At 40.0% G+C, this 18,212-nt stretch carries 16 protein-coding genes; 13 read left to right on the forward strand and 3 right to left on the reverse strand.

Translation table 11 applies throughout. From position 1 onward, the window contains the following. Positions 1 to 113 precede the first annotated feature (113 nt). Positions 114 to 1,502 (reverse strand): hypothetical protein, encoded by a 1,389-nt coding sequence (locus B3D98_RS02585; protein WP_048390250.1) that lies wholly within the window; start codon positions 1,500 to 1,502, stop codon positions 114 to 116. Between the two features lie 146 nt (positions 1,503 to 1,648). Between B3D98_RS02585 and B3D98_RS02590 the strand changes: the two genes are divergently transcribed. The 11 genes from B3D98_RS02590 (at position 1,649) to B3D98_RS02640 (ending at position 12,403) form a co-directional block, all read left to right on the forward strand. Continuing rightward, a complete protein-coding gene (locus B3D98_RS02590) occupies positions 1,649 to 2,707 on the forward strand; it encodes an AAA family ATPase (protein ID WP_004229422.1) in 1,059 nt (352 codons plus the stop codon). Positions 2,708 to 2,710: 3 nt separating this feature from the next. Then, the gene (locus B3D98_RS02595) at positions 2,711 to 4,507 is read left to right on the forward strand and encodes a DUF2201 family putative metallopeptidase (RefSeq protein WP_288580306.1); all 1,797 of its coding nucleotides are present in this window, start codon (positions 2,711 to 2,713) and stop codon (positions 4,505 to 4,507) included. Between the two features lie 92 nt (positions 4,508 to 4,599). Then, positions 4,600 to 5,556, forward strand: coding sequence for an ABC transporter ATP-binding protein (locus B3D98_RS02600; protein WP_288580309.1), 957 nt, complete (start codon positions 4,600 to 4,602; stop codon positions 5,554 to 5,556). Beyond that, positions 5,546 to 7,066, forward strand: coding sequence for an osmoprotectant update ABC transporter permease/substrate-binding subunit OpuFB (opuFB, locus tag B3D98_RS02605; protein ID WP_054550867.1), 1,521 nt, complete (start codon positions 5,546 to 5,548; stop codon positions 7,064 to 7,066). The genes B3D98_RS02600 and opuFB overlap by 11 nt, the downstream gene beginning before the upstream one ends. Positions 7,067 to 7,184: 118 nt before the next feature. Then, a complete protein-coding gene (locus B3D98_RS02610; protein ID WP_066037418.1) occupies positions 7,185 to 7,823 on the forward strand; it encodes a DUF2975 domain-containing protein in 639 nt (212 codons plus the stop codon). A gap of 11 nt (positions 7,824 to 7,834) precedes the next feature. After that, entirely contained in the window at positions 7,835 to 8,053 is a 219-nt protein-coding gene (locus tag B3D98_RS02615; RefSeq protein WP_004229412.1) for a helix-turn-helix domain-containing protein, read from the forward strand. A gap of 25 nt (positions 8,054 to 8,078) precedes the next feature. Next, the gene (locus B3D98_RS02620) at positions 8,079 to 8,402 is read left to right on the forward strand and encodes a DMT family transporter (RefSeq protein WP_048390263.1); all 324 of its coding nucleotides are present in this window, start codon (positions 8,079 to 8,081) and stop codon (positions 8,400 to 8,402) included. Positions 8,403 to 8,415: 13 nt separating this feature from the next. Then, positions 8,416 to 8,781 carry a DMT family transporter gene (locus B3D98_RS02625; protein WP_288580316.1) on the forward strand — a complete coding sequence of 122 codons (366 nt, stop codon included), beginning with the start codon at positions 8,416 to 8,418 and terminating at the stop codon, positions 8,779 to 8,781. Positions 8,782 to 8,899: 118 nt separating this feature from the next. Continuing rightward, entirely contained in the window at positions 8,900 to 9,550 is a 651-nt protein-coding gene (locus B3D98_RS02630) for an HAD family hydrolase (protein WP_237900292.1), read from the forward strand. Positions 9,551 to 9,699: 149 nt separating this feature from the next. Beyond that, complete coding sequence (locus tag B3D98_RS02635; RefSeq protein ID WP_066037421.1) at positions 9,700 to 10,131, forward strand: hypothetical protein; 432 nt, start codon at positions 9,700 to 9,702, stop codon at positions 10,129 to 10,131. 79 nt (positions 10,132 to 10,210) lie between these two features. Continuing rightward, positions 10,211 to 12,403 (forward strand): YheC/YheD family protein, encoded by a 2,193-nt coding sequence (locus tag B3D98_RS02640; protein WP_288580325.1) that lies wholly within the window; start codon positions 10,211 to 10,213, stop codon positions 12,401 to 12,403. A gap of 76 nt (positions 12,404 to 12,479) precedes the next feature. On the opposite strand, the gene B3D98_RS02645 is transcribed toward B3D98_RS02640, so the two are convergent. Continuing rightward, positions 12,480 to 13,691, reverse strand: coding sequence for an ATP-grasp domain-containing protein (locus B3D98_RS02645; RefSeq protein WP_054550871.1), 1,212 nt, complete (start codon positions 13,689 to 13,691; stop codon positions 12,480 to 12,482). A 140-nt stretch (positions 13,692 to 13,831) separates the two neighbouring features. On the opposite strand from B3D98_RS02645, the gene B3D98_RS02650 reads away from it, so the two are divergent. Together B3D98_RS02650 and B3D98_RS02655 are read left to right on the forward strand one after the other, a co-directional pair. Beyond that, positions 13,832 to 15,226, forward strand: a complete 1,395-nt coding sequence (locus tag B3D98_RS02650) for a Mur ligase family protein (protein ID WP_054550872.1) — start codon at positions 13,832 to 13,834, stop codon at positions 15,224 to 15,226. Positions 15,227 to 15,368: 142 nt separating this feature from the next. Beyond that, entirely contained in the window at positions 15,369 to 16,754 is a 1,386-nt protein-coding gene (locus B3D98_RS02655; protein WP_054550873.1) for a UDP-N-acetylmuramoyl-tripeptide--D-alanyl-D-alanine ligase, read from the forward strand. Positions 16,755 to 17,087: 333 nt separating this feature from the next. Here the strand turns inward: B3D98_RS02655 and B3D98_RS02660 are convergent, their stop codons facing one another. Continuing rightward, positions 17,088 to 18,029 (reverse strand): C40 family peptidase, encoded by a 942-nt coding sequence (locus tag B3D98_RS02660; protein WP_288580329.1) that lies wholly within the window; start codon positions 18,027 to 18,029, stop codon positions 17,088 to 17,090. Positions 18,030 to 18,212: the final 183 nt, after the last annotated feature.

The following is an 18,212-nucleotide window of genomic DNA, read 5'->3' on the forward strand; positions in this document are numbered from 1 at the left end:
CGTGACCACATCTCCCTCCCTTCTATTAAAAGTTTAGCTATCTCTCATTATTACAGAGAGTGAAAGAGATGTATAGTTGAATAGACTTCATCATTCATAGAACGTTTCTTGCCTTAATTAGTTCCTAAATCTATCTTAAAATTCTGAGACATAAATTGTTTGAATCTCTCAAAATATCGCTCGGACGCTTCCCATTGAATCGTGTTTAAATAAGATAGCTCTTGTCGACCAAAAACGTTAGGAGGCTGATAGTGGCGAGCAACATAGGATTGATTTTCGAGCGTATAAAAATAATACGCTTCATCAGGCGTCATAATTTCAATGCGAGCATGTATCCTATCGCCTTCATCATCCAAATAGGTTTGACGGAAGCTATAGCATTTGGAACCATCCCACAATCCATCATGTTCATCGTCTAAATCCAGAATCGTAGGATGCTGGAGAATTTGTTGTACATCTCGCACCTCGATACTATGCAAGTAAAGTTCTGCTACATTGATGCAGGTTAACAACATCAGCCAGTGCTGTTGTAAATCCACTAAATCCTCCTGGGGGGATGCTGTAATATCCCACCATTCAGCTTCTTCATCTAGTGTTTTTGTCAAGAGAGAGACGGATTGATCCTCATTAAGCCAAATAAAATAATGACACTGCGAGGTCAATATATAAATACTATCATTGCGTACATCTCCATCAGCATTGGTATGTGCGCGTTGGATCATAAAATAAACATCCTGTTCCGTCAAATCGAAAGAAGGTTTGTCAGGTGTCATCAGAATACATGAAGTCAGTTTCAGTATGTTTTCCGCATTGATCGAATGGTGCGTGAAATAAATAGGAGCTGCTATTGTCCTTTGAGGAACGCTTGTAAATTGAGTGAGTGCAGAACGCCCTTGTTTTAGAATTTCCACGAGTGAAGTGAAGGAAAAGCCGATGTCATCCTCATCCTCAGGTAAAAATATCTCGTCTACTAATACATCTTCAATACGGATAGGGAGCTCCTGAAAAACGCCATCTCCGTGCCATATATTTACGATACAAGGAATCGACTTCTGACCCTTTACGTTGATGCGATACTCATCATCTTGAACCAAAATTGCTGCCTGAAGATTGCCATTAACGATCGTTTCGCCATGATTGTAGGAGCCACATAATATATTCTCGACTGTCAGATGCCCGTGCACATAGATTTCCTGACCACCTACAGCTATATTTTTAGAAAGTACATTGCCCATCACTATCAGCCCAATTGCCCCATCTGTCTCTAAATTATAGAGGGTGTCTACGGTTAGATGACCATTGATGAAAATGAGAATGGTCTTGTCCTGTTGTGGGAATGGCATATCCCAGTCCAAATCAAGAGAGGGAAGTGTTAAATCCCCCTCATAGTACGCTACTAGATCATCCTCACTAAAATCCTTGTAAAACTTTGCCCACCAAGAGTCTGCTGGAAACCTTTTTGCTAGTTGTGAAATCGCCAAAAACTGAAAGCCATTATGCATAGGTCACGACCTCTCTACTACAATTTTTATTATTTTCTCACAGCTAGTAATTGGCAGTCAATTTCATAGAATGGTAGAGACAAGATTAATTTCATAGAAAATGGTATTATTAACCTTTAAAACAATGAGTTGAAAGGGCGTTTTGATTGAATACGATTTTTAATGTGACACAAAAACAACTATATGATTTTCTACTGAATGTAGCGACAATAAGACCAGTTTTTATTTGGGGAGCACCTGGCATTGGGAAATCAGCGATTGTTGAAAACTTTGCTAGTGAATTAGGGCTACATTGTGTATCGTTATTGGGCAGTCAGCTAGCACCTGAGGATATTATTGGTGTTCCGCAGATTAAGGATGGCTACAGTGTTTTTTGTCCACCCAAAATGATTGCACGCGATGAACCTTATTGCCTTTTTTTAGATGAATTAAATGCTTGCTCACAGGAAGTACAAAAAGCGTTTTATAGTCTTATTCATGAACGCAGGATTGGAGAGTTTACATTGCCAGAGGGTACGATTGTTATTGGTGCAGGCAATCGGGCTCAGGATAACGCGATTGTTAAGCCGATGTCCTCCGCATTAATCAATCGGATGGTCCATGTTCAGCTGAGGGCATCGCATAAAGATTGGCTTGAATGGGCCTATACACATGAAATACATCCATATGTGATTGAGTATATTCAAATGCGTCCCGATCATTTATGGAGCGAACCTCCGAAAACAGAAGAACCCTTCTCCACGCCTCGTTCATGGCATATGTTAAGTGATTGTTTGTATGCATATGGCAATAGCTTACAAGAACAAACAATTGATCTATTAGCAAGTAGTTGTCTGTCCGCGCATACTGCCAGTCAATTTAAAGCCTTTATCAAGCAAGTGCAAAGTAAATATGATCTCGCTAAAATTATTCAAGGAGAATTACGTTGGCCCGATCAACCTGATGAAAGAGATTTGCTTTATTTCATGGCACAATCCTTCCGTGCTCAGTTACTGAAGGAGCTTCCGAACGAGCATACGACATTGAAGGGCAATCAACGGCAATTAGCCTTTCGTGCCAAAGATTTGATCAAGGACTTATCATCCATCAGCTTAGAAATTGCACAGATGGTTGTATCAGAGCAAAAGGGTGAAGCATTGCCTGCCTGGTTTATGCTGGAGGTTATCCGAGATTTACCTCGTTTAGTAGCCAAAAAGGAAGGGTAGCTTATGGCCAAAAAGAAGAAAGCATCACAGCAGGAGCATAAAAATGAGAAAGCCATTGCACGTGGGCATGACATTGTCTGTACACATCCCCTGTTCGAGGCGTTGTGTCATGCTGTTTACATGCAATACGAAAGTATGCCCCAAAAGGATTGGGCTTACGTTACAAGCGCAGGTGTTATTTATGTGAATCAGGATAAAAAAGGTCAGCCAAATGAATGGGCTTATGTGATAGCGCATTGCTTGCTACACCTTGGCTTACATCATCATCAATCAAAAGAGCAGCAGGAGCTGTGGAATATTGCCTGTGACTGCTATATAACAAAATTTTTAGCAGAGCTAAAATTTGGTCAAGCACCAAAGGAAATGAGTAATCCTCTTTTTGAGGCCATTAGCTCTGAGGAAAAATTATATGAAAGATTTTTACGCGAAGGTGTGCCAGATGATTTGAAAGGCTATAGTACAATGCCAGGTCAAGGGGACTTTGTTATATCACAAAATCAAACAGGCTATTTTTATCGAGGGAATAGTAATTTCGCTGCATTATTTGCACAAGGTTTATCGAAAGCCGTACAAAGTGCCATACGAGTAGCGGGAGGGGTAGAAAATACATTGGGAGGCACAACGAGGGTAACACAAGCACAGCGCGCAAAGGCTTGGTTTATGAGCTCCTATCCCTTATTTGGTGCTTTGGCAGCAGATTTTACGATCATTGAAGACCCACTTATTTGCACAAGAATGGATATTTCGGTCGCAGCCATTGCAGTTGAAACAAAGGAAATTTATTTGAATACGGCGGTGGGAATGACCGATGAGGAAATGCGGTTTCTCATGGCACACGAATTGCTTCATGCAGGTTTGAGCCATGCGACCCGCAGACAAGGACGTGATCCCTACTTATGGAATGTTGCTTGTGATTATGTTATCAATGGCTGGCTCATCGATATGCAAATCGGCGAGATGCCAGCATTTGGCGGGCTATATGATCCAGCATTAAAAGGACTTTCAGCCGAATCTATTTATGATCGTATAGTTACAGACATTAGGATGTATCGCAAATTAAGAACCTTTCGAGGGCAGGGCATAGGAGATATGATCGAAACGAATCCACCAGATTTTTGGGAAGGCAAGGTTGGCGTGGATTTAGATGCTTTTTATAGAAGGGCATTGAGTCAAGGGTTAAGCTATCATATGACCCAAGAGAGAGGATATTTGCCACAAGGGCTCATTGAGGAAATTCGTAGCCTAGCACAGCCTCCTATTGCCTGGGATGTGGCATTAGCCAAATGGTTTGATCGGATGTTTCAACCGATAGAGAAAGTTAGAACGTATACCCGCCCCAGTAGAAGGCAAGCATCGACACCTGATATAGCTAGACCAAGATGGATTCATCAAAGCGGTGAGGAAGATGGACGTACTTTCGCAGTCCTTATTGATACATCAGGCTCCATGGACCGTCTCTTACTAGGAAAAGCACTCGGCACAATAGCGAGCTATAGCATCGCTAGAGATGTCCCCTTTGTTCGCGTTATATTTTGTGATGCTGTTGCCTATGACGCTGGCTATCTAGCCCCTGAAGAACTATTAACGAAAGTGAAGGTAAGAGGTAGAGGAGGCACAGTATTACAGCCTGGTATACAGCTACTTGAAGCAGCACAGGATTTTCCAAAGGATGGTCCTATCCTGATTATTACAGATGGACAATGTGATCGTTTAGCCATTAAAAGACAGCATGCCTTCGTACTACCACAGGGGGCCAAGCTACCGTTTGTGCCCAAAGGCGAGGTATTTAGAATGAAATAGTTGCAGCTATCTACAAATGTTTGAAATGATTTTTGTTGGTGAAATATAAAAAGTGAACGCATTTCATGAGCACATTTTAAAGGAGATGACAGATGATTATATTTGACAATGTCTCAAAACAATATGATAACAACCAAATAGCTGTCAAAGCGCTAAATGTAGAAATTAAAAAGGGTGAATTCTTTGTTATTATTGGCCCTAGTGGATGCGGCAAAACTACTTTGTTGAAGATGATTAATCGATTAATACCCTTAACAGCAGGTACCATCTGGATCAATGATAAAAGAATTAGCGATTATAATATCCATGAGCTGCGTTGGAGTATTGGCTATGTACTACAGCAAATCGCCCTATTTCCGCATATGACAATAGAGGAAAATATTGCGGTTGTACCAGAACTGAAGAAATGGAGTAAAACGAAAATCCATCAGCGTGTAGACGAACTATTAGCGTTGGTGGGTCTGGAGCCAGCGAAATATCGTCAGCGTAAGCCAAAGGAGCTGTCAGGAGGCGAACAGCAAAGGGTTGGCGTTGTTCGTGCCTTGGCAGCTGACCCAGAAATTATTTTAATGGATGAGCCCTTTAGTGCGCTAGACCCTATTAGTCGCACCAAACTACAGGATGATCTACTAGAGATGCAGCGTACCATCCAGAAAACCATTGTATTTGTATCACATGATATGCAGGAAGCACTGAAATTAGGAGATCGTCTCTGTATTATGAAAGATGGCGAAATTGTTCAGATAGGCACTCCACAGCAATTGCTACAGAATCCTGTAAATGATTTTGTCCAACAGTTTATTGGAGGTAAGCAGTTGGATCAATTGTTTACGATCCATGATGTGTTACAGCCAATCACAGTGACAAACGACTTTGGGCATACCATTCCTGTTGATGCCCCATTTCCGATGATTCTTGAAAAATTAGCCGAGCATGACGTGTTAGGTGTCGAAGAGAATGGCAAGCTCATTGGTATGGTGACAAGAGCTTCCACGCTTCGTTATTTAGCAGCGGATTCTAAGAAAAGAGGGCATGTGCATGGTGGCTAATGTGGTAGATGTATTTCAGGAACGGAAGGCACAGCTGCTGGCTGCATTACTAGAGCATATCCAAATCTCTTTTATTGCGCTATTTTTTGCTGTCCTCATCGCTATTCCCCTAGGTATCTATTTAACCAATAAAAAGAAAATAGCCGAGAGTATTATTGGAATCAGTGCTGTGCTGCAAACGATTCCTTCCTTAGCGTTGCTCGGCTTATTAATCCCTTTATTCGGTATTGGGAAAGTTCCCGCAATTATTGCGTTAGTCGTCTATGCGCTGTTGCCTATTCTACGAAACACCTACACGGGCATCAATGAGGTTGACCCATCACTGAAAGAAGCGGCATTAGCTATGGGAATGAATCGATCAAAGCGTTTAGTAAAGGTTGAGCTACCACTTGCTATGCCTGTTATGATGGCTGGTATTCGGACAGCAATGGTGCTGATTGTGGGGACAGCAACATTAGCCGCTTTAATTGGGGCAGGAGGCTTAGGAGATATTATATTACTTGGGATTGACCGAAATAACACGGCACTCATTCTTATAGGAGCCATTCCCGCTGCTATTTTAGCCCTGATTTTTGATGTGGCGCTTAAAAAATTAGAATCTCTGTCCTTTAAAAAAACAATAACGACGTTGAGTCTCATTAGTTTAGCGGCACTGGTAATGATTTTCTTCCCGCTCCTAAGCAGTAAACAGCAAGATGAAATTGTCATTGCAGGAAAGCTTGGTGCGGAGCCTGAGATTCTCATCAATATGTATAAATTATTAATTGAGCAGGAGACCGATTTAACGGTGACATTAAAGCCAGGGCTTGGTAAAACTTCATTTGTATTTAATGCTTTGAAATCGGGCAGCATTGATATTTATCCTGAATTTACAGGCACCGCTATTTCGGAGTTTTTAAAGGAAGAAGCCATCAATAATAACCAAGAGGACGTCTATCTTCAGGCAAAAGAGGGGATGCAGGAGCAATTTGATATGGTCATGCTAAGCCCCATGAACTATAACAATACGTATGCACTCGCTGTATCAGAGGAGCTGGCTGAGAGCTATCAACTGCAAAAAATCTCTGATCTTAAACCGATAGAGCAGAAGGTGAAAGCAGGCTTTACATTAGAATTTAATGACCGTGAGGATGGCTATGTTGGCATACAAAAACGGTATGGGATAGCCTTTACGACACTTGCAACGATGGAGCCAAAGCTTCGCTATCAGGCAATACAATCAGGTGATATTAATTTGCTAGATGCTTATTCAACGGATAGTGAAATTCGTCAATACAAGCTACGTGTATTGGAGGACGATCAAGCATTATTCCCACCATACCAGGGAGCGCCTTTACTAAGGAAAGAAACGCTGATTGACTATCCAGAGATTGGAGAAGCGTTAAATCAACTAGCTGATCACATTACAGATGATGAAATGCGAGAAATGAATTATCAGGTGAATGTAGAAGGAAAGCTTGCAGCAGAAGTAGCAAAAGAATATTTAGTAAAGATAGGATTATTAAAATAAACCCTCTACCTTTAGAGGGTTTATTTTTATCAATAATTTATTAATGATAAACATTAAAAAATTATTGATAGAGATAAAAGGGGATGTATAATAGAGAGAAAGGAGGGAGAGGTTGATAATGGGGCAAACAATTCAAAGTAAAGAATTTCGATGGATGACAAAGGGGCTTCGTACCGCTTTTACCATCATCATGGTGATGATGATTTTTGTCTTGACGATGCTCGCGATTTTTATGGTGGGAGCAATGGTGGTATCAGAGCAACAAGTGAATCATTTATTAGCAAAGGGCAGTGTGACCGCTGCCGTTCAGTTAGAAGGATTGGAAATGAAGCTGGCAGACCATGTGACAAGGGACATTCACTATTCAAAAAAAGATGTCATGACCTTTCTATTTACTGCTACAATATACATAGCTATTTTATTAATGATTATTGTACAAGTGAGGAATATATTAAGTAACTTATCAAAAGGTATTGTATTTTCACTCGCAAATAGTAAAAAAATGGAGAGAATTGCCTACTGTGTGATTGTACTGAGCTTGACAGTAAATGTATTTCGTACATATACCGTCTATCTGATTATGCAACAATTCCAATTGGAGTCCCGATTTGTAGAGACGGGTTTGATCAAGGGGATTAGCTATCATTTTACAGGCATTCACTGGACTCTTTTACTATGTGGTGTGGTGATTTGGACCTTTGCACGTATTTTCCGATACGGTGCATTCCTTCAGGATGAATATGATGCAACAGCTTAGGAAGTGAAAACATGACCATAATTATTCGATTAGATCGTATGCTAGCGGATCGTAAAATGCAGCTGAGTGAACTTGCAGAGAGGGTAGATGTTTCGATTGTCAATCTCTCTAATTTAAAAACAGGCAAAGTAAGGGCCGTACGTTTTTCTACATTAAATGCCATTTGTAAAGCTTTGGGCTGCCAGCCAGGAGATATATTGGAGTATGTAGAGGAAGAAGATGACATCTAGAAGCAAAGCAGAAAGGATTTTTTGAATGACGGCTTTTAGTTTTTTAATGCTCGCTATTATAGCAGAGGTTTTTGCCAGTTCCTTGCTCAAGCGTACGGAGGGCTTCACACGAATTGGGCCATCAATTGGCGTAGTAGTAGGCTATGGAACGGCATTTTATTGTTTAGCCTTAACATTAAAAGTGATTCCTATTGGCACAGCCTATGCAATTTGGGCAGGTTTAGGGACAGCGTTAACAGCTATTGTGGGAGTTGTCCTCTATAAGGAACGATTTAATCGCAAGAAGGTATTAGGGATTCTATGCATTATCTTGGGTGTTGTGGTACTCAATCTTGCTGGTGGTCATTAGGAGGCTGAACAGGATGAAAGGCTATTTATTTTTAACACTATCGATTATAAGCGAGGTCTTTGCAACAACCATGCTGAAGTTCTCAGACGGCTTTACTGTCCTCGTTCCATCCTTGGCGGTAGCAATTGGCTATGGTATTTCGTTTTATAGCCTATCCCTCTGCTTAAAAACCATGCCATTAAGCTTGGCCTACGCTATCTGGTCAGGTGTCGGCACAGCTTTAACCGTTCTGGTAGGCATTGTCATTTGGCACGATATTTTTACTGTTTATTCTGCGATCGGTATTGTCCTCATTATAGGAGGCGTTATCTTGTTGAATCAGGGGGAAAAGGTAAAGAAGTGGTGGAAAAGGGTCAGATCTGTGAAGATAGGCGGATAGAGATGCGAAAGTAGCGGATAGCGGGTCTAAATTGATGGATAGGATTAGAAAATCGACGGAGAGGTCTGCCAAAACCTAGGCTTAGTTCAGCGCAAACCAATAGAATGGGGAGAATTTGATGATAAAAGCTCTAATTTTTGATTTTGACGGTACAATCATTGATACGGAAACAGCATGGTATAACGTTTTTAAGGATGCCTATGCACAATATGGTGTTGAATTATCGTTAGCAACCTATGCTAAGTGCCTTGGGACCAATCTTCAAACCTTTAATCCCTATACATATCTTGTTACACATCATCACATACAACTGGATGTGGAGGCTTTTCAAACATCCATTCAGCAACGCCATGCACAATGGATGGAAACGGAAACGCTAAGACCTGGTATTTTAACATTGCTACAGCAGGCAAAGGAAGCGGGTTTGAAGATTGGACTTGCTAGTAGCTCCAGTCGTCAATGGATTGATGTGTATATGGATCGGCTGGGTATCCGACATTACTTTGATTGCTTTTGTAGCGCTGACACGGTGACAAATGTTAAGCCTGATCCAGAGCTTTACTTGCAGGCGCTTGAACAATTAGGAGTAGAGGCCGATGAGGCCATGGCAATTGAGGATTCACCGAATGGCGCACAAGCCGCTGTAGCAGCGGGGCTTTATACAGTGGTCATTCCGAACGAGATTACCAAGCAATTACCATTCAATACAAAACACCATACCGTTACGGCATTAGAACAATATACAATACATGATCTCCTCGCAACATAAGCTTTTGCAAAAGCCTCCCCCTCATTGGTGGAGGTTTTTTTAGTTTCTTTAGGAAGAAGTCGCCATATTTTTTGTCGCAACATATGATAACGAGAGGGCAACTTACACGGATCAAATCGTATAGTCAAACTAAGAGAGGGGGCTACGAATTGAATAGTGATAAGAAAAGAAATCACTTTTTATGTGAAGCTTTAAGTGATTTAAAGGATCTTCAGGATATTATGATGAATTTTCATTCTAAATATTTTGGTCAGCTACTTATTAAAATTGTCGGGAGTGATACGATTCCATTTTTTTTAATTACACATAGTGGTGCTCATTTAAGCTTATTGGATACAGTGAAACAGTTTGAGACAGAGTTTTTCCGCATTGAGGATGTTGATAGAGAGCGTTGCCGTGGCACAGTATCATTGTTGCGTGCTTTTGATTATGAAGGAAACGATACAAATTCGATTGCAGATGTGGTGAGGTTAGAAAAAACAAGTACAAAGAAATCTATTGAACTCAGTGGTATATCGGCCATTCAGCTCTTAAAACCAGACATGTTGAAGGGGAAATTTATCATAGAGCCGAAATGGTAGTACCATATTAAACTACTAAAGCTAGAGCATCTGTCTATATGCAAGGGATACAAAGTGAATGTAATAGAGAGAGAATCTAATGAAAGGAAGTTTAGCTATGACGATTATTGGTATGCTGCATCATCGACTTGATCCAACAACAGTGCTCAAGTCCTATGCCTTTGCAGTAGTTGCGAAAGCTGAAGGCGCAACATTTTTTTACTTCACACCTAAAAGTGTGGACTTTGCCAAACGTTCTATTCGAGCAAAGGTCTATGAGAATGGACAATGGCAAGAGAAAACAATGCCCTTTCCTGATGTTATCTATAATGCAGGAAGCCCTGAGAAATTATCTGTCTCGAAGGAGATTATTGACCGTTTAAAAGAGGAGATTCCATTCACAACCCATTCAATCGGGAACAAATGGAATGTGATGAAACGATTAAAGGAAGCGAAGGAATTTGAACAGTATTTGATTCCCTCTGAAATTGTAAAGGATGCCGATTTATTTCATAAGTTCGTTAATTATTATAAACGAGTTGTGTTTAAGCCAATTGATGGACGAAAAGGGAAGGGTATTTATTTTATAACGAAGGCGGGAGCCAAATATTTTGAGGTGCGAAAGGATAGCACCACGACAACCTATACAAAGCCACAATTGGATGCATTGATAAAGGAGCAACTTGCGTCTGGCACCTTTATTATGCAGCCGTATATTCAATCTGTTACAAAATCTGGTCAGGTCTATGATTTCCGCCTACATGTTCAAAAAAATGGAGAAGGTAAATGGGTAGTGACAACGGTGTATCCACGCATTGCACCGAATGGCTCCATCATACCGAATATTAATAATGGTGGCTATACCAATTATTTAGATCCTTTTTTGGAGCAGGAGTTTAAGGAAGAGGCCTATAATATTCGGCGAATGCTTGAGCATTTTTCACTGGCGCTGGCACATCATCTGGATGAAATTCAAATGGCGAAATTTGGGGAAGTTATTGATGAAATTGGCATTGATGTAGGGTTAGATCAAAATCAAAAAATTTGGATGTATGAGGTCAATTGGCGCCCAGGCTGTCCTCCTGCCTTTTACTTGGAATTAGATGTGGTCATCCATTCCATCCGTTATGCGATGTATCTTGCCAAAAATCAAAAACCGCTGAAAAAGAAAATTGTCCAACAAAAAACGAAGCAGGTGGAGGCAAAGAAAACCTTACCTATTATTGCGATTACAGGAAGTGCAGGGAAAACCACGACAAAGGCATTTGTGGGTTCGATCTTATCGAAAAAGTGGAATGTATTTGAATCAAAGGATTATTGGAATACGACGGAGCATACGAAAAAGCATAAGGAAGAAATCAATGATACACATCAGGCCGTTGTATTAGAGTATGGTATGGCTTACCCAGGCATTATTACCAATCACTGTAGCATCATCCAGCCGAATATTAGTATTGTAACGAATATAGGCTTAGCCCATGTTGGGAACTTTGATGGAGATGTAAGAGGTGTTGCCAAGGCAAAATCGGAATTGATTCATGGTATGGATCAACAGGGATTACTCATTGTCAATCAAGATGATGACAATTCAAGATACTTAGAGACACAGCAATTTAAAGGGAAAATCATCACGGTAGGCATTAAAAAAGAAGCGGATTACCGTGCATATGATTTGCAATATAAAGATGTCGGCATGTCCTTTAAAATGAAGCTGCATGGGCAAGAAATAGAATTATATATTCCTATTTTAGGAGAACATCATGTATACAACGCATTGAATGCAGTGGCAGTGGCTGATCTTTTAGGATTTAGTCCACTTGATATTCAGGCAGGACTCAACTTTAAAAAACCACCAAGACGTTTAACGATTTATAATTGCCGTGATGATATAACGGTTATTGATGATACAGTACACTCTCATCCGCAGGGGGTTCGTGCTGCGCTCGATGTACTGAAGAATATCGCGACAAATCGCAAGGTAGCCATTATTGGACAAATGCGAGAACTTGGTGTCTTGAGGGAAGAGGAATATCGTAAGGTTGGAGAGTACGTGTATGAGATAGGCATCGATGAATTTATTACCTATGGCTTTAGGACAGATGAAATGAGTAATGCTGCCATATCGAAGGGCATGGACCCATCCAGAGTACATCATTTTATTAATAAAGATCAATTGCATGCTCTCCTTGAAAAGCTCATTAAGCCTCATGATACCATTCTTGTGAAGGGTGCAAGTAAAACCAATATGTTTGAAACCGTGAAGTTTTTAGATCAAACGTTTAAAGAAGAATAATCGTTTACGACTTATGAAGATAAAAAAGCCCGAGTAACTGTCCACTGGCAAGCGGCAATTATTCGGGTTATTTTTTTCAAACTCTCAAAATGAATTTTATTTCCTTCGCTGCAGTGATTGCGTGATTTCTTGCTTCCTTCAAGGTTGCTCCCTCTGCAATGACATAGGCGTAACGGTGACCCATCGATAAAGGTGGGGTAAGGAGGGTGCCTCTTCTTGGTTTGACATATACTTCAACGACGCCAGTTGACCTTGTCGCTCTTGCCTTGCCAATAACCTTTTCTAAAATTCCTCTACTTTCCACAATGACATATTTTGTATACACAAATTTTTTATGTCTTGGTTGCAGATTAGGCTGTTCTCCTAGCAAAATCTTCAGTGTTTCTTCTACTAAACTAAAACCTAGAGCTGCTTGTAGCATATTATTCATAGCGCCACCTGAAATTCGAGGATTGATCTCGATAAGTTTCCAACCATTTTGGGTTAATCGAAGCTCTAAGTGAAGAGCCCCATTCTCAATACCAAAGGCTTTCACGATGGAATGGAGTACCTCCTCGATGCCTGATTGGATGTCTTTAGGGGCTTTCACTAGAACACCATAGCCAGTAATGATAAATCGTTTTCCTTGCGTAATTTCTTGCTCAATTATACCAATGACATGTGGTTGTCGTTGATAAACAACCGCCTCTACTAAATATTGAGGGCCATCTAGATATTCTTCAATCATGATGGTTTCATAGGGATTTTTACTGCGTAGTGCTTTGAGGTGGTTATTGAGCTGGTCGGCATCCGTTGCTAGTAAGACATCTTTTGAGCCAGTTGATTTAGGAGATTTTACGATTAATGGAAAGGTTAAATTTTTAGCTATAGGTTCGTTCGGTTTCATGAGCGAAAATTTTGGTGAGTATGGTTGGTCTTGTAAAAACTTTCTTGTTTTTTCTTTATCCTCCATAGTTTCAATGGCACTGGAGGATGTATAGTTCTGACAAAATTCATCACATAGTATTGAAGCAATATGGACAAATGGATCAACAAAACTAACGATACTTTTAATATTTAATCCAGCTTTTCCTAGTTTCTCAATTTCATCTTTCATGCTCTCGATATCAAAAGTATCAATGAGTATCATTTTATGGATGTCGGGGTAGGATCTGCGCTGCTGAAGTTGTTTTTCATTATTTGTGAAAAGTACTGTGAAGTAGCCTAATTTTTCTGCTGCCCTTGTTGCTTCACGACTAGACCCAGATTTGTTTGTACCGATAAATACAATGGCTTTCAGGTATATCACTCCTTCTATTGGTACTTAGATACTTAATCACCTTTATATATATGCAATGAAATAGATTTCCTCTAGTTATGTATCTTGTCTACATCCAAGCAACTTTTAAGAGGTTACATATACTAGAAAAGAAAGGAGGGAGAAAAGATATGAAGCCTCTTTCGGTGAAAAATTTAGCAATGATTACGGCAGGCTATCTAGTGCACGGGTCAGAGGATACACTGATTCAGCATGGGGCTTATCGATTAAAGCAAGTGAAAAAGTCCAATACGGCACTTTTTACAAGTAAACGTATTGTTAATTGGAAAAATCTTGAGCCACTTTCTCCTCTAGTGCTAGTGACCGATAGAGCTTATCGGCCAACTGACATTCCCAATCATGTCATTATGATACAGGTAGCGAATGCAGAAGAGGCCTATTGGAAATTTGTCCATTTTTATCGCAGCCAGTTTCATATTCCGATTGTCGCGATCACAGGTACATCAGGCAAAACAACGACAAAAGAGATGATTAAACATATTCTTTCGGCTGATCGGAAAGTGACTGCGACGACATTGAGCAGCAATTCTAGAACGGCTTCTTTGCAATATTTACTGGGCATTGAGGATGAAACCGAGGCTGCCGTTTTTGAAACAGCAGTGGGCTCACCTGGAGACGTTACGAATGCAGGGAGATATTTCAAACCGACAATCGGTATTATTACGAATATCGGAGCCCATCATTTAAATTATTGCAAAACATTAGAAGGCTATATTCAAGCAAAGGGAGAAATGCTAGATATCATTCATCCAAAAGGTACATTAATTATCAATGCTGAAGATATGAATACGAAAAAAATAGATGTTTCGAGATTTCGTGGGCGTTTGATTAGGGTAGGAAAGCATGACTCCTGTGATTTTCGCGCAAGCCATATCCACTACTATCAAAAAGGGATGAAATTTATTCTGCATCATGATAGAAAAAGCTATGACATACTTGTACCAGGGTTTGGAGAGCATCAGGTTTATAATGCTCTAGCTGCCATTGCCGCGGTCCATGATATGGGGATCCCTATTCCAGTCGCAGCACAACAGCTTCAATCATTCCGTCAATTAAAAAAACAACTGCAACTCTTTGAGGGCATTAATCATTCCATGTTATTGGATGATACATGGAGTATTACAACCACTTCCTTAGAGGCTGCCTTAAAAGTGTTGAATGAATTAGGTGACGGAAAGAAAAAGATTGCGGTTATTGGTACGATTACCGATTTAGGTTCATGGGGCTACATTATTCACGAACAGGCGGGTGAATTAATTCAACGTATTGGCGTGGATGTTCTGATTACCATTGGAGAACACGCAAGGATTATGGCTGATCATGCAGTAAAGCTAGGATTTAGCGCGCCTGTTTATACATTTAAAAATAGTACGCTAGTCTACCCGTTATTGCAGAAGATTGTGGATGAAAATACCATCATTCTCATAAAGGGAGATATGTATAGCAAACAGGTCTCTAAACTAGCAACGGAGCTAAAGCTAAAGCCTCCACCACCTGCTGATTAGCTTCTTTCCATATAGGATATTGACTGTGCCACATAGAAGAGCTTTCTAATAAGGTATAGTAATTGATCAAAAAGCAGCACGCTAGATCAAGAGAAGAAATAAGTCATCTACAAGATTGATAAAGAGAGGAGGCGTAGTACACTTGCAATCCATTAGTGTGCAGAAACTTAGGAATGTCCTACAGGGAAAGCTCATTCACGGATCAGAACAATGGTCTGTTAAGCAGGCGATCTACTATAATCGGCATGATTTAACAAAGAGCCATTCGCTCCTGTTTGTTAGTCGAAACGATCAAATCAATTGGCAAGAGATTGATCGGAAAGGTCCGTCTCTTATCATATCCGATAAACCGTCTACAGAGTTAAAAAATGCACTGGAGAATACAACCGTTTTACAAGTGAAAAGTGTTGCACAGGCATATTGGACATTTATCGAGTATTATCGTGGGCTCTTTGAAATTCCCGTTGTGGCTTTAACAGGAACTTGTGGGAAAACAACGACAAAAGAGATGTTAAAACATATTGCTAGTAAGCATTGGCAAGTGCAAGCATCCATCAGTAGTAAAAACGAGCCAAGGCAATCATTACCTTATTTAACGGGCATTGACGATAAAACACAAGCCGCTATCTTTGAATTAGGCTTAGGGAATACGGGGAATATTAAACATCAATGTATGATCTATCAGCCAACTATTGGGATCATTACAAACATTGGTGTGCATCATCTAGATGGCTGTCTCAATTTGGAGGGCTATATTAAGGCTAAGGCAGAAATTGTGGAAGGCATTAAAGAAGATGGCACGTTAATCATCAATGCTGATGATGCCAATACTAAAAAAATCTCATTGAAAAGATTTAAAGGGAAGATTATCAAGTTTGGCTTACAGGATACGGCAGATTACAAGGCTTCGAAAGTGGAGTTTGCCAATACGGGCATGAAATTTGTTTTAGAGGTAGCGGATGAAACATACAATGTGTTTGTCCCAGGCTATGGAGAGCATCAGGTCTATAATGCCTTAGCCGCGATTGCAGCTAGCCATGAAATGGGGCTGACCATTCGTCAGGCAATCGCAGGACTAAGAACATTTAAACAGATGGCAAGACATTTAGAATTTACGACAGGACTTGGTGACAGTACGATTATTGATGATACATGGACAAATAACCCAACATCTGTAGAGGCAGCCTTAAAAGTGCTAGATACGGTGGGAAAAGACAAAAAGGTCATTCTTGTTTTAGGGGATATAAAGCGATTAGGCAATTTTGAAGAAAAATATCATCGCGAAATCGGCTCCATGGTAGCACTAAGAAAGATCGATACATTGATTACCATCGGCAAAAGGGCAGAGAAGATTGCCGATCAAGCGCAAAAGGATGGAACCAGCGCAGAGGTTCATACGTTTAAAGAGGTAGCAGGCGTTTTAGAATTATTGAAACCAAAGCTAGATGCGGACACGATAGTTTTAATTAAGGGACCGATGTCTAGTAGATCCATGATCGAATTTGCCAATAAACTAAAAAACGCATAGAAAAAGGGTGTCTCAAAATGAATGAGACACCCAATTCTTACTTATTTTAAAACACGCCGAGCTGTTACCCATGTTATGCTTAAACTTTGTTTCACAACAGTTCGTAGTCATATTAATATATTGATTACTCCCTATAATAGATCCTCGTTTGTGTGATTTCTATTGGTAGAGATGAATAATAAATCTACTTTTTGAAACTGAGATTTTTGAATACGTTTACCAACTAAAGCTTGTGTTTGCTAATTTATTCTTCAACTCAATACCATGTTTCTTAAAGACATAGTAAGTAAAACCTGTACTTGTAAAAGTCAGTGCACTTAACAGGGCGTAGAGTTATTTAGTAGAGATAACGCGCTTCGCAGTAATATAGTGTTGAGCATAATAATCAACAAATAATACTCTTGTCATGACACCATCGGAATTAGGGATGATGATACGGTGATCGCCTGCATAAATCCCTACAAGAGAAGGTTTTTTTGAACCTTTCACACTATTAAAGAAGACTAAATCACCCTTTTTCAAATTAGCACGCGCTACAGTTGATCCTTTGCTCATTAAACCGCTTAAAGAAGTTGATCCGAGTTTAACGCCACTTTTACGGTAGATGAAATCGACAAATGCTTGAGCGGTAAAGCGTAGACTTGACTCATTTGTTGTCGAGCTAATCGATACTTTATTTTTATAAGTCAGCGCATTCTCAACAATTTTATCGCCTTTTGTTGCAGGGTTGGCTGATAGCAGAGTAGGTAATACTCTACGTGCCGATACATAGTTTTCTTTATAATACGGCTTACTATTTAAATCAGAGATAACTATATTTTGTTTGGTATCAGCCATATGGATGATTTTATTGTCGCCAATATACATACCGACATGATCGGGATCAGTTCCCGTTTTTTTACTTTTAAAGAACACTAAATCGCCTTTTTGTAATTGGTTTCTCGCTACATAAGTCCCTTGCTGAATCATATAATTTTCATTATACGTACCAAGGTCTATCCCGTTTTTCTCGAAGATGTACATTAAAAATGAAGCACAAGAAAATTTGTATGGGTATGTAGGCTTGTAAACCGAATTGCTGTATGTTGCTTGCCCCATTAAGCTTTTACCAGTCTGAATTAATTGGTCTGCTTTTGCAGCTACCGCCTGTGCGTTGTTCTGAGCATTTGTTGTCGCAGCCTCTACTTGTATTGGCTGGATCGCTGTTTGCACCATTCCAAATGAACTAAATCCAATTGTTAATGCAAGTGTTGTAGATAAAAATCGTTTATTCATTTTGTGTAACCTCCTAAAGCATCTAGTAGGATTTCTCCTGTATACCTTTGCCATGGAAATAATCGTAGCATGAAAAAGTAGGGCTTCTGAGCGGTAAATGTTACCAGGGTAACTGAAGGGAGGGCTTCAACACTTGCTATAAAAGGCTTTATCAAGGGAATTTACAGTTTTATTACAAATGTT

The organism is Lysinibacillus sp. UBA5994 (genome assembly GCF_002429725.1).
Taxonomy (GTDB): Bacteria; Bacillota; Bacilli; order Bacillales_A; family Planococcaceae; genus Lysinibacillus; species Lysinibacillus capsici.